The sequence below is a fragment of the Colwellia psychrerythraea genome (assembly GCF_000764185.1).
Classification (GTDB): domain Bacteria; phylum Pseudomonadota; class Gammaproteobacteria; order Enterobacterales; family Alteromonadaceae; genus Colwellia; species Colwellia psychrerythraea_B.
The window spans coordinates 188,464-211,424 of record NZ_JQEC01000016.1 but is presented as its reverse complement, the minus strand read 5'-3'; the positions used below and the strand labels follow the sequence as shown (position 1 = coordinate 211,424).

The following is a 22,961-nucleotide window of genomic DNA, read 5'->3' as shown; positions in this document are numbered from 1 at the left end:
AATGCAATTAATAACAAAATTTTTATTTATCACCGGACTGCTAGTTACATTATCAGCCTGTGATAAACCTGTGAGTGATACTGCTAACAAAGTTCGAATACCTGTATTTGATCAAAGTGAAATACAAACGGCTGGCGGTATTACTCATAAACGCTTGTATGCCAGTTACCTATATCCTGGAGAAAAGCTTAGTAGTAAGCAGCAACTCGATTTTTGGACTGGCTTTTCTTTTTTCCGTGACCCTTGGGTCGCGGCGCCAAGTGCAACCGGCAACCGTGATGGCTTGGGGCCATTATTTAATACCCGTTCTTGTATTGCCTGTCATACCGCGGGTTCCCGCGCCAAGATTGATGAAGCAGGTCAGATCCTACCTTTATCATTAGTGGTACGTTTAGGCAGTACAGACCCAGCAATAACAAGTGTTGATCCTGTTTATGGTGGTCAAATTCAACCGCGATCTATTAGCTATCGTTTGACGGATGCAGAGATTATCAAGCAATCATCTTACACAGATAACGTTGGTGAGGCTTGGTTAGATAAAAGTTATGACAAAGTCCTTGGCAATTTTGTTGATGGTGAAGCTTATGAATTACTAAAACCTCGTTATAAATTAACAAAGTTAGCTTATGGCGAACTCGCGCCGCATATTGGTATTTCAGTCAGGCTTGCACCCAATATCTTTGGTATGGGTCTACTTAATGCCATTAAAACTGACGACTTACTTAATCAGGAAGATAGTACTGACAGTAATGGTGATGGTATTTCGGCAAAGTATAACCGTGTGCCTAATGTCATTACCGGTGAGATAGAAGTAGGACGTTTTGGTTTTAAAGCTAAGCAACCTAATTTACATCAGCAGGTCGCTGCCGCCTTTCGTGATGATATTGGCATCACTAATACCAGTTTTACTGATGAAACTTGTACTAAAACACAAGTGGCTTGTAACTATGCAGCTAAGCATGGCGGACATAGTTTGGCGGATTTAGAAATACCTGATAACCGTCTCGACTTTACGGTAACTTTTAATGAGTTTCTGGGTGTGCCTCCCGCTAGAAATCTGCAAAGTGAAACTGTGCAAAGGGGTCGAGCATTATTCTATCAAGCTAAATGCCAGCAGTGCCACATACCTAGTTATGTCACGGACGAAAATTATCCTGTGAAAGCATTAGCTAAACAAACCATTTGGCCTTACACCGATTTAGCCTTACATGACATGGGTGAAGGTTTAGCTGATGGTGTTTATGAATTTAATGCTAGTGGCCGAGAGTGGCGCACAGCACCGCTTTGGGGCATAGGATTACAGCAGTACAAAACCGGTCAACAGCGTTTTTTACATGATGGTCGAGCGCGTACTATTAGCGAAGCTATTTTATGGCATGGCGGTGAAGCCGAGCCAGCTAAGCAAGCTTATGTCGCCCTAAACAAACAACAACGAGATGCCTTAGTGAAATTTGTAAAGGCTATTTAAGGCTATTTTAAAGAGATTGAAAGCAGGATAATTAACATGAAAAGTAAAATGACAATTAAAAATACACTATTAAAAGCAATGCCAACGTTAATGCTTACCAGTTTATTAAGCGCTTGTGGCGGAGGCTCAGATACAGCAACTGATCCCAAGCCTGATACTGGTACACCAATAACGCCATTAATAACAATTGATGATGAATTTGGCTTTTGGTTAACCGATTTAGCCAATAATCATATATTACCAAGTTATCAAAACTTGCAAGATACTTCGGCTTTATTAAGTAGTCAGGCGGTAGACTTTTGTGATCAACAAAATCAAAGCAGTGACGAGCTAACTGCTTTGCAGCAATCTTGGCGTAAGGTGATGAGTAGTTGGCAAACTATTCAATGGTTAAAGGTAGGCCCTATAGTTAATGATAACCGAATTTTTAGAATGCACTATTGGCCAGATAGCAAAGACAGTGTCGGCCGTGGTGTTACTAACTTACTTACTACTAGTGAATTAGTTACCGAGGCGTTTATTGCTACACAAAGTGTTGGTAGCCAAGGTTTACCCGCGTTAGAGCAACTCATTTTTGCCGATAATCAACATAGTTTATTAACCGCTAGTGACCAAGCTAAGCGTTGTGAAGTGCTAACCGCAATAAGTGCTAACGTTGCCACTATCAGCCAAGACGTTAACAGTGAGTGGCAAATAATTGGTGGTAATTATCATGCACAACTGACCCAAGGTACAGGTGACTTTAGTAGTAAAAAAGATGCCGTGGAAGAGCTAGTGACTAACTGGCTTGAGCAAATTGAGCGAGTGAAAGATGAAAAAATGTTAGTGCCTTTATCGGTGGCCAGCCCCGGTATCCCAAGTATTGCCGAGCATGTGCTTAGTGACGAATCAGTTATTAGTATCCAAAAAAACATTGCTACCTTTAAAGTGATATATAGCGCAGGTGGTGGCCATGGCTTTGATGATATTTTGATCGACCATTTAAGCCAACAAAATATTGCCACTGAAATGTTAACAGCAATAGATAACGCTATTGTTTCAGCTAATGAATTAACGGGCAGCTATGAAACCTTATTGAAGACCCCTGAAGGTCGTGTGCAAATTAGCGCAACCATAGATGTATTACGAGCGGTTAGAGATGTACTAACCGTCGATTTCGTGCAAGCGACTGATATCAATATCGGCTTCAATTCAAATGACGGCGATTAGAGGTTAAGTAAATGAAAAACTTTGTAGTAACAAAATCACCCGTGGCACAAGCACTGACTTTAGCTTTAATCTTAACGTTCGGTAGTCAGCAGGCTTTTGCCGCAGATGAAGCTAGCCCCAGTAATGGTGAAAGCTCATCAGTTATGGCACCAGCAAGCTCATCCGTAAGTAAACAAGTAGAAGTGATCAGTATTTTTGGTAGTCATAATCAATTAGAAACGGCGACGGGCTCTGCTGTGGTAATTGGTGAGGCGCAATTAGATTTATTTGAATTTGATGATATTCACCGTGTTTTACAAAGTGTGCCTGGTGTTTATGTGCGTGAAGAAGATGGTTATGGTTTGCGCCCTAATATTGGTCTTCGCGGCGCCACTTCTGAAAGAAGTAGCAAAATTGCCTTAATGGAAGACGGCGTATTAATTGCGCCAGCACCTTATGCGGCACCTGCTGCTTATTATTTCCCTATGATGTCTCGCATGACACAAGTTGAAATTTTTAAAGGTCCATCGGCAATTCAATATGGTCCTAATACCGTTGGTGGCGCAATTAATATGGTCTCAAGGCCTATTACTGATAAGTCAGCCGAGCAGGGCGGAGAAGGCATGCTGGACTTAGCTTATGGTCAAGACAATTATCAAAAAGCCCATGGTTACTACTCACAAAATATCGCCAGCGATAATGCCATTACCGGCAAAGGGCAAGTAGGTGTATTAGTTGAAGCAATTCATTTAGGCTCAGATGGTTTTAAAAGCCTTACAGGTGTTCAAGGTAATGAGTTTGATACAGGCTTTGAGAAAAATGAAGTATTGATGAAACTTAACTATGTTCCGAGTAACTCTGAAAGTAATCAATTTTTTCAATTGAAAATGGCTTACGGCGAAGAAACGTCAAATGAAACATATTTAGGTCTAACGGATGATGATTTTGCTATAGATAGTGATGTTCGTTATCTCGCCAGTCAAAAAGATCAAATGGATTGGGAACATTACCAATTTCAATTATCACATTATATTGAATTAAGTGATGAAGTTAGTTTGTTCAGTCAGGCTTATCATAGAGAGTTTGATCGTGACTGGGACAGATTTAATAGCTTTGTTAGTAACCGTAGTGTGCAGCGAATTTTAACGGAGCCTGAGCATAATCAGCACTTAGTTGGCGTATTACGTGGTGAGAGTGACACCCTTGGCAAGCAAGATAGCTTAGTGTTCACCCTGAATGATCGACGTTATTACTCAAAAGGCATCGAAACTAAACTGACATGGGATACCAATATATCTTCTGCTGAAGTGATTGTTGATACAGGTATACGTCTGCATCAAGACAATGTTACTCGCAAACATACCGCCAGTTATTATGATATGACAGCAGGTATTATGGAACTTAACGGCACGCCAAGTGAAGTTATTACCCAAAACGATGATACCGCAACTGCTGTTGCGGCCTTTACCAATGTTAATGCCGTGATTGATAAATTTCATATCACCCTTGGTTTACGTATTGAGCATATTGAGGGTGAGGCGAAAGATTTGTTGGAAAATACCATCAAAGAAAACTCAGATACAGTATTCTTGCCCGGCGCAGGTTTGTTTTATCAATTAACTGCTGAGCATGGTTTACTTGTTGGAGTTAACAAAGGTTATGTACCTAATAGCCCAGGGCAAGAGAGTAATATAGATCCTGAAGAAAGTTGGAATTATGAATTTGGCTGGCGTTACAGTACTGATGATCTTCAAGGTGAAGTTATTGGTTTTTATAATGATTATAGTAACTTAAAAGCAAAATGTACTTTCTCTAGTTCAAGTGATTGTACACAAACTCTTGATCAAGAATTCAATGGCGGTGAAGTTGATGTTTACGGTATCGAAGCGTCTACCAGTATTAACTGGCAATTAACGAGTAGCGTAACAGTGCCGCTAAAAGTGGCTTATACCTACAGTCAGTCGGAATTTAAAACAAAGTTTAATTCCACTTTTTCTCAATGGGGTAATGTAGAAGTCGGTGATGAATTACCTTATTTACCCGAACATCAATTATCGATAGAAGCAGGTCTGCAAGGTGATAACTGGCAAACATCAATATTGCTTAAATATTTAGCTGAGATGAGTGAGGCAGCGGGCAGTAATACCGAGCTTGAAGGTTTGATGACCGATGAGTTATTGCAGGTTGATTTTTCTGCTTGGTATCAAGTTTATGACCAGCTCAAGCTGTACGGTAAAATTGATAATATAACCGATGAAAAAGTGATTGTTTCTCGTCGGCCGTTTGGTGCTCGTCCAGGTAAACCTAGGCAGGTAATTGTTGGTGTTAAATATAGCTTCTAACTTGCTGGCTGCTTGTCTTTGTAGAGATAAAGCAGCTTGTTGAAGACACCGTGAGCTAAAAGTGATTTGTTGTAGAAGAAGTAAAAAGTATGATCAGTCGTCGAAAATTTTTATTAGGGCTTGGTGCCGTAGGTAGTGTTGCTGCCATTGGTACTATAAGTGCGGGCAGTAGTTCATCGTTTGTGGCATTGTTTAATGGCCAAAAAAATTGGTTAGTGAGTTGCTGCAGCGACAATAAAGGTAATTACTTTGCTGCTGCTTTTGACTTATCTGGTCAACTGATCAGTAAAGTAGCCCTACCTGATCGTGGCCATGATGTTATAGCGATGAAAAGTAAAGCTGGCCACGCCTTGGTTTTTGCTCGTCGTCCAGGTAACTTTGTCTTAGAAATTGACTTTACTCGCGGTGAAGTGGTTTCTCATATTGAGGTTAGTGCGAGCCAGCGTTTTTATGGTCACGGTGTGTTGATAGCAGATGATAATATTTTATTGACCACTGAAAATGATTATCAAAGTGGTAAAGGGCTTATTGTTTTACGTGATAGAAAAAGCCAACAAATTATTGAACAGTATGATTCAGGCGGCATTGGTCCACATCAGCTGGCTGTTATGCCCAATTTAAATGAGAAACAGATTGTCATTGCTAATGGCGGCATTCAAACACACCCAGAGCAATCGCGTAAAAAATTAAACCTTAACTCCATGCGACCTAATTTAGCGTATATGGCATTAGACTCGGGTCAAATTGAAGGAAAGTTTGAGCTGGAAAATAAGCAGCTGAGTATCCGGCATTTAGATGTTAGCTCACAAGGTAAAGTGTTTGCCGGATTGCAATATCAAGGCGCATCAACTGATGAAGTTCCACTTGCCCTTTCCCATCATGGTGAAGAGCAGTTGACCTTGCTAAAGGCGGATATTAATACCTGGCGTAGCATGAATCAATATACGGCCAGTGTCTGTATTAATAGTAACAGTAATACCGTGATGATTACCTGCCCTAAAGCCGATTTACTGACCTTTTGGCAGTTAGACAGCAATGAATTTATTGCCAGTCATAAACTTAAAGATGGTGCAGGCGCTACGTTAATTGTTGATGACTTTATTGCCTCGACCGGTAGAGGACGCGTCATTTTACAAAAGGACCCACTAAAGCCTTACCAAGTGACCGGAGATTTTAATGATCTGCGTTGGGATAATCATATGGCGGCTATTCAAGCCTAAAGTGAAGCCTTAAGTAATGCTTAAAATAAAGTATTAAAAAGTGAATAAGTATTCACTAAGGGAGCATCAATAGTGTAGACTCAGCGTATTCCTATTAATTACAGAAGAAGTTAAATGACTAGCAGCCGTAAAGAGAGAGAATCCTTATTAGTTCAGGCATTTAAACGATTATTAAAAGAGCAATGTTATGGCTCTCAAGAGCAGTTAGCAAAAGCTCTAGCGCTACAGGGCTTTGATGATATGTCACAAGCGAAAATATCTCGCTTATTATCTAAGCTTGGCGCCGTAAAAACGCGTAATACCAATAATGAAATGATTTATATTCTGCCTGATGAATTGGCAGTGCCTAAGTCTAAGCAATCAATTGAATCAGTGGTATTGAGTGTTAAGCATAATAATATGCAAATTATTTTAAAGACGGGTATTGGCGCAGCGCCATTAATTTCTCGTATGCTTGATAGCATGGGTGAATCTGCCGGTATTCTAGGCACACTTGCTGGTGATGATACTATTTTCATTGCCCCGGTTGATGTTGATAATATTGAAGAGATCACTCTTTCAATTCGCAACCTATTAGCGGTAAAAGACTAGTCGTAAAGCTAAGTAACCTGAATTCTGGATAAGCCGTATTTGTTCAATATTCCCCTTTATCCAATTTTCAGCGTTAAAACGTCGATAAATAACCCGTTATTCATAAACGTTTTGCCTTGATAATAGAATAAATTGAAACATTGATAGACTATATCGTTATTTAATCTGATAAATTGTATTTTTAATAAGCGTAAGTTGTTGTTTTTACTTAAACATCAAGCACTCATTATCTAGAGTTCAGGTTAAGTATTAAAGAAAACTCTTTCCTATATTTTCCGCATTAAAGATGTCCTCAGCAAATTGATGAGGACTCTCTTAAAAACTATTCAACTAGTTTTGGTTCTCTAGCCTCAAGTGACACTTTAAAATACGTGGTTGTATTGTGCAGAAACTAAGTATGCATCGCCTTGTGACTCAAATGTCCAATCTTGCTTAAAATCATCAGTTTCAGTAAAGGTTTGAGTTTCACCTTTAACAATACTGACACCAAAATCTAATGATGATTTATTGTCGAAAGTGTAATTTAAACCACCACTTAACCAGACACGGTTGGTATCAGGAATTGAGATGGACATGTGATTTTCATCGGCTGGTGATTCATCATAAGCAATACCCGTTCTTAATGTTACCTTACTGCTAAGTTGGTAGGTGGCACCTAATGCATAACGCATAGAGTCAGAAAAATTCTCTTCTTTTGAAAATACAGGTCCATCTTGTCCTTCGACATAAGCTGCTAGTTGATCAAAGCTGCTCCAGCCTGTCCACAGTGCAGAGTAATGTACTGCAAGGGTATCCGTTAGTTGATGTAAGCCAGAGAATTCCATAATAGCGGGTAAGGCAATATCCATAGCGCCAGGGACAATTGCGCCGCCAAGTGTGACGTCATTGCTGTAATTACCTTCAAGCTCTAGCTTTACTTCACTACGGTAACTAAAACCTAAACGATGTTTTTCATTAAAATCATATGATAGGCCCATGTTCCAACCATAAGATATATCATCACCGGCCATATTTGCCAGCTCGGCTTGAACTGGTATATCAAGAGGGTTTGTACCCGCATTGCGCACCAATGAGGCATCGGCATAAATAACATTTAAACCACCAGCAATGACAAAGTTATCATTCACTTTATAAGAAAGGCTGGTATTGAAGTTAATGGTAGTGATTGAGGTTTCGCCGGCTACTGCTCCAGCAGCGTAGTCGTCATCAAACTCAGTAGCTAAACCAAAGTTAGAGAAGGTACCAAAACCTAGCGAAAACTTATCATTTAGTGGCATAACTAGGTACATAGCTGGAACAATTGCATTTGGCGCTATGCTGCTATTGTTTAATGCAGCAGGGTCTGTACCATTTGATGCATCAATACCCGTTAAGCTGACATCGGGCATAACATACGTGCCTGTAACCGAGAATTCCATTGTTTCAAACTGCGCCATCAGAGCAGGGTTACGGGCAACTACCGAGGCATCATCGGCAATGGCAGCTTCACCTGCAAAGGCTCGACCTAAGCCAGCAGCACTATGCTCTGCTAACTGGAAAGCTGCGCCAACGCTGTAAAATGATGTACAGGTTAACGATAGTGTTAATAAAGTTTTCTTGAGTGTCATAAATCTTAACCATTTAGGAGGGGATAAAGTATTGAGCCTACCTTAAAGGTCAGACCAGAACTGTTATCAATAGTGAAAACTAGTAGCTAAATTGTGAACAAGGGGTTATGTGTTTAGTTACCTCTACTATTTAGTCTTAGAAAAAATATGACTTTGTCGTACTTTTATTAATGTAGGTCAAAGCTCAAACTCAATCGCTGCTTTACTATACAAATATTGATAATAAACAGTAAAAATAGGAAGTAGGATGAGTTCAATTTCAGAGTATATGATAGCGAAACATAGAAAATGTGATGATTTTTTTACTGAAGCAGAATCCGCTGTAGCCGAGGGACATTGGCCATTAGCATTATTAAAGTGGCAGGACTTTGCCCGTGAATTAACTGAGCATTTAGCCCAAGAAGAAGAGGTTTTATTTCCTCAGTTTGAACAAGCGATGGATATGGCAGGGCCTACCCAAGTAATGCGGATGGAACATCAACAGATGCGCGCCTTGGTACAATCACTAGATAATGCTCTTGCTGCGAAGGAAAAAGATGAATACCTAGGTTTGTCAGAAACTTTAATGGTGATGATGCAGCAGCATAATATGAAAGAAGAAATGATGCTATACCCTATGATGGCGCAACACTTAGGTGATGGAGAGCAGATTATTGAAGGTTTTAAAGCCAGCGCCGTAGCCTAATTATTTATGGAGCTATTTGTCGTAGATGTAAAGGATTGCGCCGCCGGAGCGAATGACTGTAATTCTTACTGCATTGGCTATTTGGCACAAGTCAGTTGCTTATTACTGAATCATAGACGACAGCCCTTTCCATTGTATGAAAATCCTGCAGCAGGCAGGTTGGGCTTATCATTGCCAACTACAAAATGAAGATAATATTTCACTGTTAGCCAGAAAATCAACTTGTTCAATAAGGCTTAACTCATTATTATGCCCGCTATCAACTCTATGTAAGCTAAATAGGTTTTTATGAATACAGTTAAATTAGTTTCAAGCGATGAGTCAGTGCAGCAAATAACACCATCAAAAGTCGTTTGTATCGGTCGAAATTATGTCGATCATATCAAAGAGTTGGCCAATGAAGTACCTGATGAAATGGTGGTGTTTTTAAAACCTAATTCAGCCATCAGCACAGTGCTTAATGCTAAGCATAATAACGATGTATTGCATTATGAAGCAGAGTTAAGTTTTTTGTACCAAGGTGGGCAATTTATTGCGGTGGCGCTTGGTCTAGATTTAACTAAACGCGAAGTACAAGCTAAGTTAAAAACTAAGGGGTTACCTTGGGAACGCGCAAAAGCTTTTGATAGTTCAGCTGTGTTTAGTGACTTTGTTAGTTTCGATCAAAAAAATATGAGTCAGTTAAGTTTGTCGCTAACCATCAATAATATCCTTAAACAACAAGGCGGTGTAAAATTGATGATGGTTAAACCGAATGAAATATTAAAAGACTTACAATCATTTATCACCCTTGAAGATGGCGATATAGTGATGACAGGAACACCCAAAGGTGTTGGTGTTATTACAATCGCAGATAACTTTGTTAGCCAAGTTTATTTACAGCACGAAGATAACCTAATTGCTAACAACGTTTTACTTGAATGCCAGTGGCAAGCACAGTAATAAGCTGATAAAAATTCACAATTTGTGGTGAAAGCTTTGCTACACTTAATGTAGGCCCTTTTATAAGATTACCGATAGGAAAGGCTATGGAATATGAATTTGTACACGACGCTATAACAGGCGAAGCCAGAGCGCTCTTTTCGCTAGAGCATGAGGTCATAGGTCCATGGATGGAAGTTGAATTAGGACATAATGTCACTAAACTTACCGAGTTACTCACCGCGATAGATAATATTGAAACAGGTAAGTCGCAAGAAATACTCATCACCGGTAGTGAATACTCTATTACCTTAAATCATGAAGATGTCTCAATTCAAACCAACGTCAGTATGAATGGTTCATTAAATGGCAGCGGTGAAGGTTTACCTGAGATGTTAACTGATGAGCATATTCACTTAGATCAAAATGAAATGGCCGGCTGTGGTTTGGATGACTTTAGAGCATTGTTACTTTCTTGGGGGCAATTTACTAACGGTTTATCGTAAAAACAAATTACGCTAAGTTAAACTCGAGAAAGGTGCTAACAAAGTACCTTTCTTAATTCAATTATCTCTGTCATAAGCTGTGAAGCTATTGACTATCAGTAAATTCAGTAACTAGAATTTCTAAAGTATCCTCATCAATGGCAAGTATCTTACATACTTTTTCTTGTACATAAGGCCAGTCTGCCGACGCACAATCTGAATGTTTTAATGAGATTAACTGTTCACTCAATTTAAGTACTGCAAATAAATCCTGTCCTTGTGTGCCATTAAGTACATTTAAAAAGTCTCTTTCATGATGTTGTAAAATTATTTGGCAAACATCCTTAGGTAAACGCCATGAACTGGCAACGTAGTAACCTATAGTTGCATGGTTAACGCTATAATGTTGCTCTTCTACTGCTGTAAGCGCTAGTTCTGGAGAGGTTAATGCTTTATCTAATAGCTCTTGATAGTCATCATATTTCATTGCCATCACAGGAACACCGCATGCATGAAACAAACCTAGACTAAAAAATTTATCATTAACTATTTGAGGTTTGTACCTTTGCCCGATTAACATTGCCGCACTGGCAATGTCTGAGGTGATCTGCCAAAAATCTTCTAGATCGATGCTACAGCTTTTAGGATCAAAACTCTTTTTAAGTAAACTACCAGTAACTAACATCACGACACCATATATACCAATATAATTTACCGACATTTTGATATCTGTGACTGTTCTACCTAGGCCGTATAAGGGGGAGTTTATAGTTTTTAGAATAGCTGCGCTAACGGCAATATCTTTGCTGATAGCTTTACTAATCGCATTAATGTCTGGGTTAGTATCAGCCATCAGCTTTAATAGTTCTAGTAGTAGTTTCGGCTGAGCAGGGACTGAAAACCCACGGCCAATATCATCTAAAACACTTTGATCAACAATCAACATAAACCAATAAAATCCTATAAAAACATAACTTAAGTGTATGACATAAAAATCGTTTTTGCTCTGTTTTACTTTATTTTGGCTCAACATTAAGGCATTGTTTTTGAAAAATATTTTAACTTGCCTGGCTACAATAAGCCCTAACACCGTTATGTAGCAATGTCTGATTAGCTTACTGCTATGCTCGGCGTTTGGAAATTAGATCAATGTGTTACATAAATCATCATCACGAAAAAACCGATGATGATAGTGTTAAAGGCGAGGATATAAGTAAACCCCTTGATGCCCTGTTTTAGAGAGTAGTCATTGGCTTTAAGGTACCAAGTCCAAATAGCGCACATAATAATAGGCATTAAAAAGAAAAATTTTATCATAAGGTACTCGAGTTAAGTTTTTGTTCATTCCATGGGGCAACTTTAAATAACATTAACATACCCGGAATGGCTAAAGCCGTGCAAAGAAAATAGAAGTTTGTCCAACCAATTTGCTCAACGATAACGCCGGTTGTTGCATTGGCAAAAGTGCGTGGAACAACAGCTAAGGCCGTAAATAAAGCAATTTGAGTAGCAGCAAAAGCAGGGTTAGTGGTTTTAGCTATAAAAGCGGTAAAAGCAGCAGTACCTAAACCAACACCTAAATATTCAAATCCCATGGCTATTGCCAAAGCATAGGTGTTATGTCCTATTTCAGCTAGGGCAGCAAAGCCTAAAATACTTAATATTTGCACAAAACCAAATAGCCATAAGGCGCGGTTAATGCTGAGTTTAATCATCACTAAGCCACCAACAACAATACCTATGGTCATGGCAATTAATGAGGATGTCTTTGCTACAACACCAATTTCTGTTTTACTAAAGCCCATATCAATAAAAAATGGCGTTTGTAATGCTGTTGCCATATTGTCTCCTAATTTATAAAGTACTAAGAACAATAAGGTATAACCAGCAGATTTGAGCCCTTTACTCTGGATAAAGTCTTTAAAGGGCAGAACTACAGCTTGTTGTAATGTTTTTGGCGCACCATGCTCTGACTCTAACTCTTTAATAAACAGTGTTAATAACACACCTAATAACATGAAAGCCGCAACAATAACGAAGACGGATTGCCAGCTCATATGATCGGCCAAAATAAAACCCAGTGAGCCAGGCACCAAGCCTGAAAGCCTGTAAGCTTGTACATGAATAGAGTTACCTAAACCAAGCTCGTTATCGGGCAATAATTCTCTTCGATAAGCATCAAGTACAATATCTTGGCTCGCACTGAAAAAAGCCACTGCTGCAGCTAAATAGGCCACAGACCATATATCCATAATAGGGTTAACGAAACCAAAACCAGCAATAGACACTAACAGTAATATTTGCGTGGTTAACATCCAACTTCGACGTCTACCAAGAAAGCCTAAAGAGTAGCGATCCATCAATGGCGACCACAAAAATTTCCACACATAAGGGATGCCAATTAATGAGAATAAGCCAATTTCGGCAAGGCTTACGCCTTCATCACGTAACCAACCAGGTACCAGTTGATACAAAACAAAGAGCGGTAAACCCGAACTAAATCCGGTAAAAATACAAATAAGCATGCGCTTATTTAAAATGGCTTCTTTAAAGGAGTTAGTCTTCGCTGGAGAGGTTGTTGGCATTAACAAGTCATTTAAGGTGATAAAAAGGTTATACTTTTAAGTCTATCAGAGGCTTGTGATTTTCAGAAGGGGCATGCGTCAATTGAATTATTATTTAATCACTCCTAGGTTTAGTTACGCGATTGGGCGCCAGCCAATACAATCAATAGGATAACTGCCAGAGCCGTTGAAAAAATCTAAACATGTATTCATTTCACTCTTAAAAAACAAGTCTTGGCTTAGTGCTTGAGCGCCGTGTAAGCTAACTTCGTGCATTAAATGCCAAAACACACGTTCTTTTGCACTGTGTGGAGTTTCATCAACCACTCTTAATAAAGTCCACTCCGACATAGTGTCTAAAATGAAGCGATCTAATTCAGTATAATGAAGTTCTTCGTCGATGACAGCACTAACATAGGCATGCATTTCTAGTATTTTTTGATCGATAAACTGCTCAATTATCATGGAGGCCCCTTAAAGCACACGTACAGCTTGACACTTATGCGTCGGTGTTTAGCGAGAATGTATATTTTTCACCGACAAAGAATTAGCGCCTTTATTTTTTCTTCACTTTTAAATTATTATTTGTGAGTTTTTTATTGGCTTACTTATTTATCGGTGATAATTGGTTTTTTGTCAAAAAATAGTGATGTTTATTTTGTTACTTAATTGTTACTTTTTTGTGAAAGGAGGCTTGGTTAAGATATGTAAATTGACCTAATCACCCGCAGGTAAAAGAGTCGCTTTGATTAAGGTGACGGGTTTTAACGGTACATCATTCCATGCCATGGCTTCATTGTAATCTGTTGGTACTTTAGCGATAGCTGCTAGTACTTCTTCACCTTCAACAATGGCGCCAAAAACTGCATAGCCCCACTTTCTGCCGGGATCTAAAGTGGTATTGTCAGCAAGATTAAAAAAGAATTGACGATTAGCTGTATGTGGTCTATTTTCTTTAGCCATGGCAATAGTGCCAACTTCATTTTTTAAGCCATTGCCCGACTCATTTACAATACTTTTACCTAATTTTTTAGCGGTAAACTTAGCGTCATAAGCGCCACCTTGTACAATAAAATCATCAATTATGCGATGAAATATAGTGTTGTTATATTCACCTTTGACAACATATTCTAGAAAGTTATCGACGGTGATTGGTGCTTTAACCCTATCGAGTTCAATAATAATTACCCCCATTGAGGTTTCCAGTTTTACTTTCGGGTAAATATTTGTCGGGTCAACAGCATAACTAAAACTACTAATGGCTAGTAAAATAGATGCGATCATCAATTGGAAATAATTCTTCAAAATAACTTACTCTTAATAAAGTTAGCAGCGCTGACGGCGACTATAAAAACGTTTTAATATCTTTACTGGTTAAAACCTGTATCAACAAGGTACTCAAATGTTGATTAAACTCACGCTCTAGTACCGCAATGTCAGCCGTGAGAGCGCCTTCACTATGGCCACGTGTTTTAAAGTTACTGGTCAATGTTTGTTTACCATTATCAATGGAGACCTTGAGAATAATTTCACTTTGGGCGGTATAAGTAACGCTTTCTTGCTCAACACTGATGATAGCTTTTTCTATGGAAACGGTAATTTTATTCTGAGCTGAGTTAGTGAAGTTTAAGCCTTGCTGCTGCCATTGCTCAATTAATAATTTTTGAGTGATATCTTCAAGGCGGACTTTCGACGAGAGTATGATTGCCGCTTCATCTTTTTCTAATATTTGAATGATATGTGTACTGGTACGCATATCAATAACGTTCAATTGCGCTTCTTTGTGAGATAACTGGTTTGAGGGCGACAGGTAAACTTGTGGTGAGACAATTAAATGAGTTGGCGCTGTGCTACAACTAACGATGTTGGCCATAAAAAAGGCCAATGTTATAAATTTCAAGCTAAGTAATTTCATGATTTGATCTACTTCTTATCGTTTGATAGCTGATTGAGTAACAAACTTATTATTGCTGGCTATTAAAGTCTCATTACCAAAAAGGCGCTGTAATTTAATATGATAAGCTAATTGTTGATTGCCGATAATGCGTAACTCGCCACCTTTCTTTAAGACTCTATGACTGTCTTTAAACATCTGCCACGCGATATGATCGGTTGTTGCTGTGTTTTGGTGAAAAGGTGGATTACATAAAATTAAATCAACACTTCCGCCTTCAATATCGGTCAAAGAATCGTTCAGAGTAAACTGACAATTATCAATTGATTCAGGTAGGTTTGTTTTTATATTTTGCTCAGCAGAAGCAATGGCCATGGTCGACTCATCAATGAACTGCACCTGTGCTTCAGGTTGATTGGCTAAAACGATAAGGCCAATAACACCATTACCACAACCTAAATCTATTACTTTGCTGTTAGCGGCAACTTTAGGTAAGTTTTCAATAAAGTAGCGGGCACCAATATCTAACTTTTCTCGGGCATAAACATTAGCATGGTTGCTAATACTGAAGTCACGAGAAGGTGAATCATTAGTAGATATGTGTGCTAACGACCACACCGTTGGGAAGGGTGATTGATGTATTTGTTTATTATCAAATTGGCAAAATACTAAACGTGCTTTCTTTACTGCTAGGGATGTTTTGGTGGTGCCTAAGTGCTTTTCAAATACTTTTAAGGTTGCGCTGTGAATTTCTTTAGCGCGATCTGCGGCGATAAAAATACAGTTATGGTTAACTGATTTTTTTATTTGAATAAGCTGCTCGATTAAAAGTGACTTGCTTTTAGGTATCTTAAATAAAATGATATCAATATCATTCGGCAAGCTATCAAGTGAGTTTAACTGATCAATATTGCTATCATCTAAGGAATTCTGTTCTAGGTTATAGCTTATTCCTTGGCTACTAATATAAGAATCATTGATGCAAATAACTGTCGGTTTTTCACTAGCTGAATGACAAAAGTTGCTAGCCAATGCGCCAAATGCATCATTAAAAATAGCCACCTTGGTATTAGCGTTAATTAAACCTTGTTCTTCAACATAGTTTATTAGGTACTCATCGGCTGAGTCCCATGCTTGTAAACTGCGGTTTACTTGCGCAACAGGGAAACGGCTTAGGAATAAGTTCTTATCATTAACAATAAAAGGACTGATCATAAAAATTGGCTAAAGTTCAGTGAAAAATTGCCCGCTATTGTGTCATAATTCACAGCATATTGTTGGTCTATCCACTTAATTCAGCGAGAAAAGAATGACTGTTGCCGCTATAATCGAACAAAAACTACTTAAAGCATTCGAACCTTCACATTTAGAAGTGATTAACGAAAGTAATAACCACAATGTACCGCCTGGTAGTGAATCTCACTTTAAAGTGGTTATTGTTGCGAAGGCCTTTGAGAAGGAAAGGTTAATTAAGCGCCATCGCTTAGTAAATACAGTACTTGCCGAAGAACTTGCTGAAAAAATTCATGCACTGGCATTACACACTTATACCGAATCACAATGGAAAGAGCAGTATGCGAGTAATACACCAAGCTCACCAAACTGTTTGGGTGGCGGTAAATAGTAATTCGTTCTAAAAAACTTGCCTTCTGGTCGTACCTCTTTATGCTTAAGGCAGGGTACAATGTCACAAAATTATTGAAAGTCTCTTTCAAACCTTAGCTATGATTTATGCAAATGGCATACGGTAGCTGAGTCACTAATATAAATAAAAAAGGTCTACTTATGGTTATCAAGCCAAAAATTCGTGGTTTTATCTGTACTAATGCTCATCCTGTAGGTTGTGAAGCGCATGTGAATGAGCAAATTTCTTATGTAAAAGCACAAACATCGGCGACCTCCGGTCCTAAAAATGTTTTAGTTATCGGTTCCTCTACTGGTTATGGTTTAGCTTCACGTATCACAGCTACTTTTGGCCATGATGCAAAAACATTAGGTATTTTCTTCGAAAAACCGCCGACAGAAAGAAAAACAGGCTCTGCTGGTTGGTATAATACGGCCGCTTTCGTAAAAGCCGCAGATGAAGCAGGCATTTACGCTAAAAACATTAATGGCGATGCTTTTTCTCATGAAATAAAAGCAAAAGCGATTGCAGCAATTAAAGCTGATATGGGGAAAATTGATTTAGTTGTTTATTCATTAGCATCACCACGTAGAACTAATCCAGATACTGGTGAAGTATATTCTTCTACGTTAAAACCAATTGGCCAAAGTGTTACCACTAAAAACCTTAATACTTCAAAGCGTACTATTGATGAAATATCTGTTGAAGCAGCTAACGATGCTGAAATTCAAGGTACTATCGATGTAATGGGCGGCGCTGACTGGGAATTATGGATGAACGCGCTTGGTGACGCTGATGTATTAGCTGAAGGCGTGAAAACTGTCGCCTACACTTATATTGGCAAAGAGTTAACTTGGCCAATATACGGTAAAGCGACTATTGGTAAAGCTAAAGAAGATTTAGACCGCGCTGCAACGGCAATTAATGCTGCAACGGCTGATTTAAATGGTCAAGCGCGTGTTACCTCATTAAATGCCGTGGTAACGCAAGCAAGTTCTGCAATTCCGATTATGCCATTATACATTTCAGCAATGTTCAAAGTGATGAAAGCTGATGGTACTTATGAAGGTTGTATCGAACAAATTGCTAATTTATTCAAAGAGAACATTTATAGTGATTCTCCGCGTTTAGATGAGCAAGGTCGTTTCCGTCAAAACTATAAAGAATTAGAAGACAGTGTTCAGCAGCGTGTTACTGATATCTGGAACAGTGTTGATACTGATACTATTGATGAATTAACTGATTATGTTGCTTATCATCAAGAGTTTTTAAAACTGTTTGGTTTTGGTATTACTGATGTTGATTATGATGCTGACGTGAGCCCAGAAGTTACCATTAATAATTTAATATAATCATTTAGTTTACTAACGATAATTGCCGAAAGGCGCTTATCGTTAGACATTTAAAAGCCGCATTATTTAATATTAAATAATGCGGCTTTTTTGAGCGTGCTTATTTAATTATTAATGCAGGATGATGAATTTTTAATTCTACACATACCAATAAATCATTAAAAAGTGGCAGGTCACTCCGCCTAAAACAAAAAGGTGCCAAATAGCATGAGTGTAAGCAACTGTCTTTTTGACATAGAAAAATATACCAACACAATAAACCAAACCACCTAATGCTAATAAATGTACCGCTTGTTCAGGCAAGGCTTCATAGAGCTCACCTAGGATAGCCAATGCTATAAAACTAATACCGAGATAAGTAGCCAGTGATATTTTTTTGTATTTATTGCCAAACTTTAATTTAAAAAGAATACCTGAAAGGGCAAATAACCAGATAAAGGCGAGTAGGATATAACCAAGTGGTCCTGATAACGTAATCGCTAATAATGGTGTGTACGTACCAGCGATAAGTAAATAAATTGCGCAGTGATCGAGTAATTTAAATAACTTTTTAGCGCGATTATTAGTGAGGCTATGATAAATAGTTGAAGCTAAAAAAAGTAAAATACCGCTACTAGCAAATATGGTAAAACTGATAATACGGCTAATCTCGCCATGACTATTATTTAATAATAAATACAGCGCTAAAAAACTTAATAATAAGCCAATACCATGGCTGATGGCGTTGAGGATCTCTTCACCTCTACTATAAGATGTTGTTGAAGGGGAGTTCTTTAGATTAACCATAATGAGTTGCTTTAATTAAGTGTACAACTGAACGCTGAACCTTTATGCAAAGCAAAGATAGTGTTTGTCTAAGGCTAAAGCATTTTTTAGCCTTGAGGGGTAAACTGAGCTTAGTTAAATTAAAGTGCTAACTCAATAACCATATCTCTTAATTCATCTTTAGAAATGGAGTTGCTGTGGTTTTTATCAAAACGGTTAAAAATAGTTTCGCACATGCGAATACCTTTATCCTGTAATAAAACATCAATAAGCTCAACAAACTCAGTACGACTAATTACACCGTCTTTGTCTTCGTCAAACACTTCAAACAATTCATCTACCCACTGATTTAAGTCCATATGTAATCCTTAACACCAATTAAAAAGCTATGACTAAACCATATCGCTTATTTAAGTGTTTGGGAATGGCTATTTGTACTTTTTTATTTTTGTGATGGATAAAGTAGCAATTTGCTTGCTTATTGATTACTTGCAATGTGTTTTTTGCTTGGTTGAGCGCAGAGGCAATGCAGGTATAGGGTATTAGTCTGCTTGGTTTTTGAATAATTAAACGATGTAGGTAGTACTCATAATAAAGTTAATTTAATCGATTTATTTATCAGTTCTTTAGGATTTTTTAAATTTATTTTTATTCTGCTGTAATAAATTCCTAATCGTTCAGACTAACTGTGCAATGCTTTATTAAGGAAAGATAAAATGAAAATTATGTGGAACAAAACCTGGAACAAATTTTTTACCCTAACCTTGTTGTTAATGCCGGCAATGGTATGGGCAAATGATAATAAAATAACTTTAGATAACTGCCATTTAGGCGATATACGCTCACAAGTAAAATGTGGCAAGCTTGAAGTTCCTGAAAACTATCAAAAACCAAATGGCGATAAAATATCTATAAATTTTGCTGTCCTACCAGCCATTGATAATAGTGAATATAAAGCACCGTTGATGTTTCTAGCGGGAGGACCCGGTCAAGCGGCGGTTGAATTAGCTACCGGGCTTAATCGTGTATTTCGTGAAGTACGTAAAACCCGCGATATTATTTTAGTCGATCAACGTGGTACGGGTGAGAGTAGTGCTCTTTCGTGTGAATTCGAAGCGGTAGACAATGTTTACAGCACTCTGCCTGACGCATTGAACCCTCAAGAAGTAAAAGATTGTGTTAGTCAGTTTAAAGGTGACGTCACTCAATACAACTCTGAAAATGCCATCCGTGATTTTGATGCAATACGTGCAGCCCTGGGTCATGAAAAATTAAATATTTATGGAGGCTCTTACGGCACACGTGCAGGTTTAGTTTTTATGCGCATGTTCCCTGATTCACTTGAGAGTGTTGTACTTGATAGTGTAGGCCCAATTGAAGTGCCTATTGGTATGTTTGGTCAAAGTGGCGCCCGTTCTTTTAATTTACTGATAGAAAACTGTAAAAATAGTGACTCTTGCCATAAAGCCTTCCCTGACCTAGCAGAAGAGTTTCAAACGGTTAAAGCACGTTTAGCCAAAGATCCCGTTAGCATTGATATTTTACATCCGCGCTTAGGCACACCAACAAAATTGGTTGTTGATGAGACCAAGTTTACCGGAAATTTGCGCTTTCAACTTTATGGTATGGAAGGGCGTTCTATGGTGCCATTGGTTATTCATCAAGCTTTCTTAGGCAATTATCAACCGTTAATAGGCTTAATGGCTCGCACTGAAGGTGAGCAACTTGTTTATACTGGTTTGCTGTTTAATATTGTTTGTAATGAAGACATGCCACGGTTATCAGCGCAAGATAAAGCGACTGATGCCAATAATAACTTTGATGGTAAAGATAGTCACCTAGCGTGGGATATGGTTTGCCCATTCTTCCCGAAATACAGTCCTAGTGAAGACTTTTACCAAAGTGTCACCGCCGATATTCCAACCTTGATTCTTTCGGGTAATCTAGACCCAGTAACACCGCCAAGTAATGGCGAATATTCAGCAAAAACGTTACCTAATAGCCATCATATTATCGTTGAAAATGCTTCGCATACGGTTGCTATGAGCACTTGCGCTAGTGATATTATTAATGAATTTTTAACCAGTAAAACCCCGAAAGAACTTGATGAGTCTTGTTTGAAAGATATTCCACAAGAGAGCTTTATGACCAGTGTTAACGGAATTCAATAGAGCGTCACTCATTGCAGTAAATTGCACTAGTTGGCTCGAAAATGGAAATAACGATGTTTGAAGGAAAAAGAAATGATTGAAGTAAATAACTTACATAAAAGCTTTATCGATAAAAAAGACAAAAAAAATACGGTTAAAGCATTAGATGGTTTATCGTTCACCGCCAAAGATGGTGAAATAACTGGGATATTAGGACCTAATGGCGCGGGTAAAACCACTTGTTTACGTACGTTGTACGGTTTGCTTTCTGCCGATGAAGGAGATGTCACTGTCGATGGAATTGAAGTGGCAGAAAACCCATTAGCCGCGCGCGCTAAATTGGGTATATTCCCGGACAAATTTGGTTTGTATGAGCGCCTTACTGCTTATGAGCAAATTGATTATTTTGCCAGTATCCATGGCATGACAGGTGCTAGTAAAAAACAAGCTATTGAACAAGTACTCAAAGATTTAGACATGGAAGAGTTGGCGCACCGTAAAACCGTCGGCTTTTCTCAAGGTCAGCGCATGAAAGTCACCTTGGCACAATCGTTGGTGCACCAACCACAAAACTTTGTGCTTGATGAACCAACACGTGGTTTAGATGTAATGAGTACCCGTATATTGCGCAATCATTTAGCCAAATTTAAAGCCAAAGGGCACTGTATTTTATTTTCATCTCACGTGATGCAAGAGGTTGCGGCTTTATGCGACCGAGTGATCATTGTTGCCAATGGCAAGCTTGCAGCACAAGGCACACCGCAAGAGTTATGCGATTTAGCGGGTGAGGAGCACCTAGAAGACGCCTTTGTTAAATTAATTGGCTCAGATGAAGGGGTGGCAGCATGATTAGTTCAAATTTTAATGCCCATATGAATCAGTTAAAAGCATTGATATTAAAAGAGTATCGAGAAGCCTTTCGTGATAAACGAGCGTTAATGGTTGCGCTAATGATGGCCTTTTTGGCACCTATTATGATCATGGTAATGTCAAAGATCATGATTGAAAAATTAGTTGATGAACCACCTATTTATATAAAGTTTACTGGCGCTGAATTTGCGCCTAAGCTAATGAGCCATTTGGCGGACAACAATTTATTAAACTTTGTTGATGTACCCGAAGATGAAAAAAACACTTGGCAGCAGCGTAATATTACTATAGAAATTCCACAAGATTATGCCTCTGATATGGCTGCAGGCAAGACGATAAAACTGCATTTACAAGCAGACTTTACTGATAAAGCAGTGAAACCACCGGTAAGACGTATTAATAATGCTGTACGTGAATTTTCTTTATCTATTGGTTATAAGCGATTATTACTACGTGGTGTTGATATCCGATTGCTAAATCCGGTTAAATTAATTGAACAAGATACAGCGAAGCCTGATGCCACCTTTATGTTGATTTCAATGATGTTAGGTATTTATCTAATGTTAGCGGCCTTTATGTCTGGTTTATCCGTTGCTATTGATTCAAGTGCCGGTGAGCGCGAACGTAATGTACTTGAAATGTTACTTTGCCAGCCAGTGAGTACGCTGAAAATAGTATTAGCGAAATTGATTGGCGCTTCTACAATCGCCGTTATTGGTGTGGTGTTAGTACTGGTACTTACTTCTCTTTCTGTTGGTTTTGTTGATTTAACTAAAATTGGTGCAACTTTTAGCTTAGATTTGTCGACTGCGGCTGTTTTATTGTTGCTACTACTGCCAATTTGTTTCTTTGCTTCTGCATGTCAATTGTTTGTAGCATTTCAAACGAAGAGCTTTAAAGAAGCACAATCAACAGTAGGTATGCTTATTGGTATTCCTGCTTTTGTTCCTTTTGTTGTTTCTATGATGGACGATAGGCCTGAGTGGCTGAATTGGCTACCTATTGCTGGGCAATCAATGATCATTGAAAACATCTTTAAGGGTCTGGAAGTGAATTGGCTAGCAGTTTTTGCTACGAGCAGCGTAACCATTGCAATTACGGTTGCTTTAGTTTTGGCATTAGCTAAAAAATTGAAGTCTGAAAAAGTGGTTATGGCGCTAAGCTAAGTGAGGGCTAGTGTGCTGGATTAGCGCCTTAAGCTAACCCAGCACAGAAATTGATGATTAATCCTGTAG

Annotated in this window: 22 protein-coding genes; 13 read left to right on the top strand and 9 right to left on the bottom strand. The window is 38.5% G+C overall.

All coding sequences use genetic code 11. The features are described from left to right. Position 1 precedes the first annotated feature (1 nt). From GAB14E_RS14060 to argR, 5 genes are all read left to right on the top strand, one after another. A complete protein-coding gene (locus GAB14E_RS14060; protein ID WP_033081963.1) occupies positions 2–1,468 on the top strand; it encodes a di-heme oxidoreductase family protein in 1,467 nt (488 codons plus the stop codon). 36 nt (positions 1,469–1,504) lie between these two features. Then, entirely contained in the window at positions 1,505–2,677 is a 1,173-nt protein-coding gene (locus GAB14E_RS14065) for an imelysin family protein (RefSeq protein WP_052093608.1), read from the top strand. 11 nt (positions 2,678–2,688) lie between these two features. Further along, on the top strand, positions 2,689–4,998 hold the full coding sequence (locus GAB14E_RS14070; protein WP_033081847.1) for a TonB-dependent receptor family protein: 2,310 nt from the start codon (positions 2,689–2,691) through the stop codon (positions 4,996–4,998). An 89-nt stretch (positions 4,999–5,087) separates the two neighbouring features. Next, a complete protein-coding gene (locus tag GAB14E_RS14075; protein WP_033081846.1) occupies positions 5,088–6,218 on the top strand; it encodes a DUF1513 domain-containing protein in 1,131 nt (376 codons plus the stop codon). Positions 6,219–6,332: 114 nt separating this feature from the next. Further along, positions 6,333–6,809, top strand: coding sequence for a transcriptional regulator ArgR (gene argR / locus GAB14E_RS14080; RefSeq protein ID WP_033081845.1), 477 nt, complete (start codon positions 6,333–6,335; stop codon positions 6,807–6,809). A gap of 362 nt (positions 6,810–7,171) precedes the next feature. On the opposite strand, the gene GAB14E_RS14085 is transcribed toward argR, so the two are convergent. Beyond that, positions 7,172–8,416: an outer membrane protein transport protein gene (locus tag GAB14E_RS14085; protein WP_033081844.1), complete on the bottom strand. Its 1,245-nt coding sequence runs from the start codon at positions 8,414–8,416 to the stop codon at positions 7,172–7,174. Positions 8,417–8,663: 247 nt separating this feature from the next. Between GAB14E_RS14085 and GAB14E_RS14090 the strand changes: the two genes are divergently transcribed. The 3 genes from GAB14E_RS14090 to GAB14E_RS14100 all read left to right on the top strand — a co-directional run bounded on the left by GAB14E_RS14090 (position 8,664) and on the right by GAB14E_RS14100 (position 10,528). Next, the gene (locus GAB14E_RS14090) at positions 8,664–9,101 is read left to right on the top strand and encodes a hemerythrin domain-containing protein (RefSeq protein ID WP_033081843.1); all 438 of its coding nucleotides are present in this window, start codon (positions 8,664–8,666) and stop codon (positions 9,099–9,101) included. Positions 9,102–9,389: 288 nt separating this feature from the next. Further along, entirely contained in the window at positions 9,390–10,043 is a 654-nt protein-coding gene (locus GAB14E_RS14095; RefSeq protein WP_033081842.1) for a fumarylacetoacetate hydrolase family protein, read from the top strand. 86 nt (positions 10,044–10,129) lie between these two features. Continuing rightward, positions 10,130–10,528, top strand: a complete 399-nt coding sequence (locus GAB14E_RS14100; RefSeq protein WP_033081841.1) for a YacL family protein — start codon at positions 10,130–10,132, stop codon at positions 10,526–10,528. Positions 10,529–10,613: 85 nt separating this feature from the next. Here GAB14E_RS14100 and GAB14E_RS14105 read toward each other — a convergent pair whose 3' ends face one another. The 6 genes from GAB14E_RS14105 to GAB14E_RS14130 all read right to left on the bottom strand — a co-directional run bounded on the left by GAB14E_RS14105 (position 10,614) and on the right by GAB14E_RS14130 (position 16,180). Then, the gene (locus GAB14E_RS14105; protein WP_033081961.1) at positions 10,614–11,453 is read right to left on the bottom strand and encodes an HDOD domain-containing protein; all 840 of its coding nucleotides are present in this window, start codon (positions 11,451–11,453) and stop codon (positions 10,614–10,616) included. A gap of 367 nt (positions 11,454–11,820) precedes the next feature. Further along, a complete protein-coding gene (locus GAB14E_RS14110; protein WP_052093606.1) occupies positions 11,821–13,092 on the bottom strand; it encodes an AmpG family muropeptide MFS transporter in 1,272 nt (423 codons plus the stop codon). A gap of 114 nt (positions 13,093–13,206) precedes the next feature. Next, positions 13,207–13,536 (bottom strand): hypothetical protein, encoded by a 330-nt coding sequence (locus GAB14E_RS14115; RefSeq protein ID WP_033081840.1) that lies wholly within the window; start codon positions 13,534–13,536, stop codon positions 13,207–13,209. 252 nt (positions 13,537–13,788) lie between these two features. Further along, positions 13,789–14,355 carry a peptidylprolyl isomerase gene (locus GAB14E_RS14120; protein ID WP_033081839.1) on the bottom strand — a complete coding sequence of 189 codons (567 nt, stop codon included), beginning with the start codon at positions 14,353–14,355 and terminating at the stop codon, positions 13,789–13,791. A 61-nt stretch (positions 14,356–14,416) separates the two neighbouring features. After that, complete coding sequence (locus GAB14E_RS14125; RefSeq protein ID WP_033081838.1) at positions 14,417–14,986, bottom strand: YajG family lipoprotein; 570 nt, start codon at positions 14,984–14,986, stop codon at positions 14,417–14,419. Positions 14,987–15,001: 15 nt separating this feature from the next. Next, entirely contained in the window at positions 15,002–16,180 is a 1,179-nt protein-coding gene (locus GAB14E_RS14130) for a methyltransferase (RefSeq protein ID WP_033081837.1), read from the bottom strand. A 94-nt stretch (positions 16,181–16,274) separates the two neighbouring features. On the opposite strand from GAB14E_RS14130, the gene GAB14E_RS14135 reads away from it, so the two are divergent. Beyond that, entirely contained in the window at positions 16,275–16,589 is a 315-nt protein-coding gene (locus GAB14E_RS14135; RefSeq protein WP_033081836.1) for a BolA family protein, read from the top strand. A 161-nt stretch (positions 16,590–16,750) separates the two neighbouring features. Continuing rightward, positions 16,751–17,941, top strand: a complete 1,191-nt coding sequence (gene fabV, locus GAB14E_RS14140) for an enoyl-ACP reductase FabV (RefSeq protein ID WP_033081835.1) — start codon at positions 16,751–16,753, stop codon at positions 17,939–17,941. A gap of 138 nt (positions 17,942–18,079) precedes the next feature. On the opposite strand, the gene trhA is transcribed toward fabV, so the two are convergent. Both trhA and GAB14E_RS14150 read right to left on the bottom strand, forming a co-directional pair. Further along, entirely contained in the window at positions 18,080–18,727 is a 648-nt protein-coding gene (gene trhA / locus GAB14E_RS14145; RefSeq protein WP_033081834.1) for a PAQR family membrane homeostasis protein TrhA, read from the bottom strand. 119 nt (positions 18,728–18,846) lie between these two features. Beyond that, positions 18,847–19,065 (bottom strand): EF-hand domain-containing protein, encoded by a 219-nt coding sequence (locus tag GAB14E_RS14150; RefSeq protein WP_033081833.1) that lies wholly within the window; start codon positions 19,063–19,065, stop codon positions 18,847–18,849. Between the two features lie 357 nt (positions 19,066–19,422). Here GAB14E_RS14150 and GAB14E_RS14155 point away from each other — a divergent pair, with 357 nt between their 5' ends. The 3 genes from GAB14E_RS14155 to GAB14E_RS14165 all read left to right on the top strand — a co-directional run bounded on the left by GAB14E_RS14155 (position 19,423) and on the right by GAB14E_RS14165 (position 22,892). Beyond that, positions 19,423–20,877, top strand: coding sequence for an alpha/beta hydrolase (locus tag GAB14E_RS14155; protein ID WP_033081832.1), 1,455 nt, complete (start codon positions 19,423–19,425; stop codon positions 20,875–20,877). Positions 20,878–20,949: 72 nt separating this feature from the next. Beyond that, complete coding sequence (locus GAB14E_RS14160) at positions 20,950–21,705, top strand: ABC transporter ATP-binding protein (RefSeq protein WP_033081831.1); 756 nt, start codon at positions 20,950–20,952, stop codon at positions 21,703–21,705. Then, positions 21,702–22,892, top strand: a complete 1,191-nt coding sequence (locus GAB14E_RS14165) for an ABC transporter permease (protein WP_033081830.1) — start codon at positions 21,702–21,704, stop codon at positions 22,890–22,892. Before GAB14E_RS14160 ends, GAB14E_RS14165 begins: the two co-directional genes overlap by 4 nt. Positions 22,893–22,961: the final 69 nt, after the last annotated feature.

What these genes read in the sequence shown, in the direction of transcription:
- argR (WP_033081845.1), top strand. Translation starts at nt 6,333, where the DNA reads ATGACTAGCAGCCGTAAAGAGAGAGAATCCTTATTAGTTCAGGCATTT.
- GAB14E_RS14105 (WP_033081961.1), bottom strand. Translation starts at nt 11,453, where the DNA reads ATGTTGATTGTTGATCAAAGTGTTTTAGATGATATTGGCCGTGGGTTT.
- GAB14E_RS14100 (WP_033081841.1), top strand. Translation starts at nt 10,130, where the DNA reads ATGGAATATGAATTTGTACACGACGCTATAACAGGCGAAGCCAGAGCG.
- GAB14E_RS14160 (WP_033081831.1), top strand. Translation starts at nt 20,950, where the DNA reads ATGATTGAAGTAAATAACTTACATAAAAGCTTTATCGATAAAAAAGAC.
- GAB14E_RS14150 (WP_033081833.1), bottom strand. Translation starts at nt 19,065, where the DNA reads ATGGACTTAAATCAGTGGGTAGATGAATTGTTTGAAGTGTTTGACGAA.
- GAB14E_RS14060 (WP_033081963.1), top strand. Translation starts at nt 2, where the DNA reads ATGCAATTAATAACAAAATTTTTATTTATCACCGGACTGCTAGTTACA.
- GAB14E_RS14090 (WP_033081843.1), top strand. Translation starts at nt 8,664, where the DNA reads ATGAGTTCAATTTCAGAGTATATGATAGCGAAACATAGAAAATGTGAT.
- GAB14E_RS14065 (WP_052093608.1), top strand. Translation starts at nt 1,505, where the DNA reads ATGAAAAGTAAAATGACAATTAAAAATACACTATTAAAAGCAATGCCA.
- GAB14E_RS14165 (WP_033081830.1), top strand. Translation starts at nt 21,702, where the DNA reads ATGATTAGTTCAAATTTTAATGCCCATATGAATCAGTTAAAAGCATTG.
- trhA (WP_033081834.1), bottom strand. Translation starts at nt 18,727, where the DNA reads ATGGTTAATCTAAAGAACTCCCCTTCAACAACATCTTATAGTAGAGGT.
- GAB14E_RS14085 (WP_033081844.1), bottom strand. Translation starts at nt 8,416, where the DNA reads ATGACACTCAAGAAAACTTTATTAACACTATCGTTAACCTGTACATCA.
- GAB14E_RS14070 (WP_033081847.1), top strand. Translation starts at nt 2,689, where the DNA reads ATGAAAAACTTTGTAGTAACAAAATCACCCGTGGCACAAGCACTGACT.
- GAB14E_RS14095 (WP_033081842.1), top strand. Translation starts at nt 9,390, where the DNA reads ATGAATACAGTTAAATTAGTTTCAAGCGATGAGTCAGTGCAGCAAATA.
- GAB14E_RS14120 (WP_033081839.1), bottom strand. Translation starts at nt 14,355, where the DNA reads ATGATCGCATCTATTTTACTAGCCATTAGTAGTTTTAGTTATGCTGTT.
- fabV (WP_033081835.1), top strand. Translation starts at nt 16,751, where the DNA reads ATGGTTATCAAGCCAAAAATTCGTGGTTTTATCTGTACTAATGCTCAT.
- GAB14E_RS14125 (WP_033081838.1), bottom strand. Translation starts at nt 14,986, where the DNA reads ATGAAATTACTTAGCTTGAAATTTATAACATTGGCCTTTTTTATGGCC.
- GAB14E_RS14075 (WP_033081846.1), top strand. Translation starts at nt 5,088, where the DNA reads ATGATCAGTCGTCGAAAATTTTTATTAGGGCTTGGTGCCGTAGGTAGT.
- GAB14E_RS14115 (WP_033081840.1), bottom strand. Translation starts at nt 13,536, where the DNA reads ATGATAATTGAGCAGTTTATCGATCAAAAAATACTAGAAATGCATGCC.
- GAB14E_RS14135 (WP_033081836.1), top strand. Translation starts at nt 16,275, where the DNA reads ATGACTGTTGCCGCTATAATCGAACAAAAACTACTTAAAGCATTCGAA.
- GAB14E_RS14110 (WP_052093606.1), bottom strand. Translation starts at nt 13,092, where the DNA reads ATGCCAACAACCTCTCCAGCGAAGACTAACTCCTTTAAAGAAGCCATT.
- GAB14E_RS14130 (WP_033081837.1), bottom strand. Translation starts at nt 16,180, where the DNA reads ATGATCAGTCCTTTTATTGTTAATGATAAGAACTTATTCCTAAGCCGT.
- GAB14E_RS14155 (WP_033081832.1), top strand. Translation starts at nt 19,423, where the DNA reads ATGAAAATTATGTGGAACAAAACCTGGAACAAATTTTTTACCCTAACC.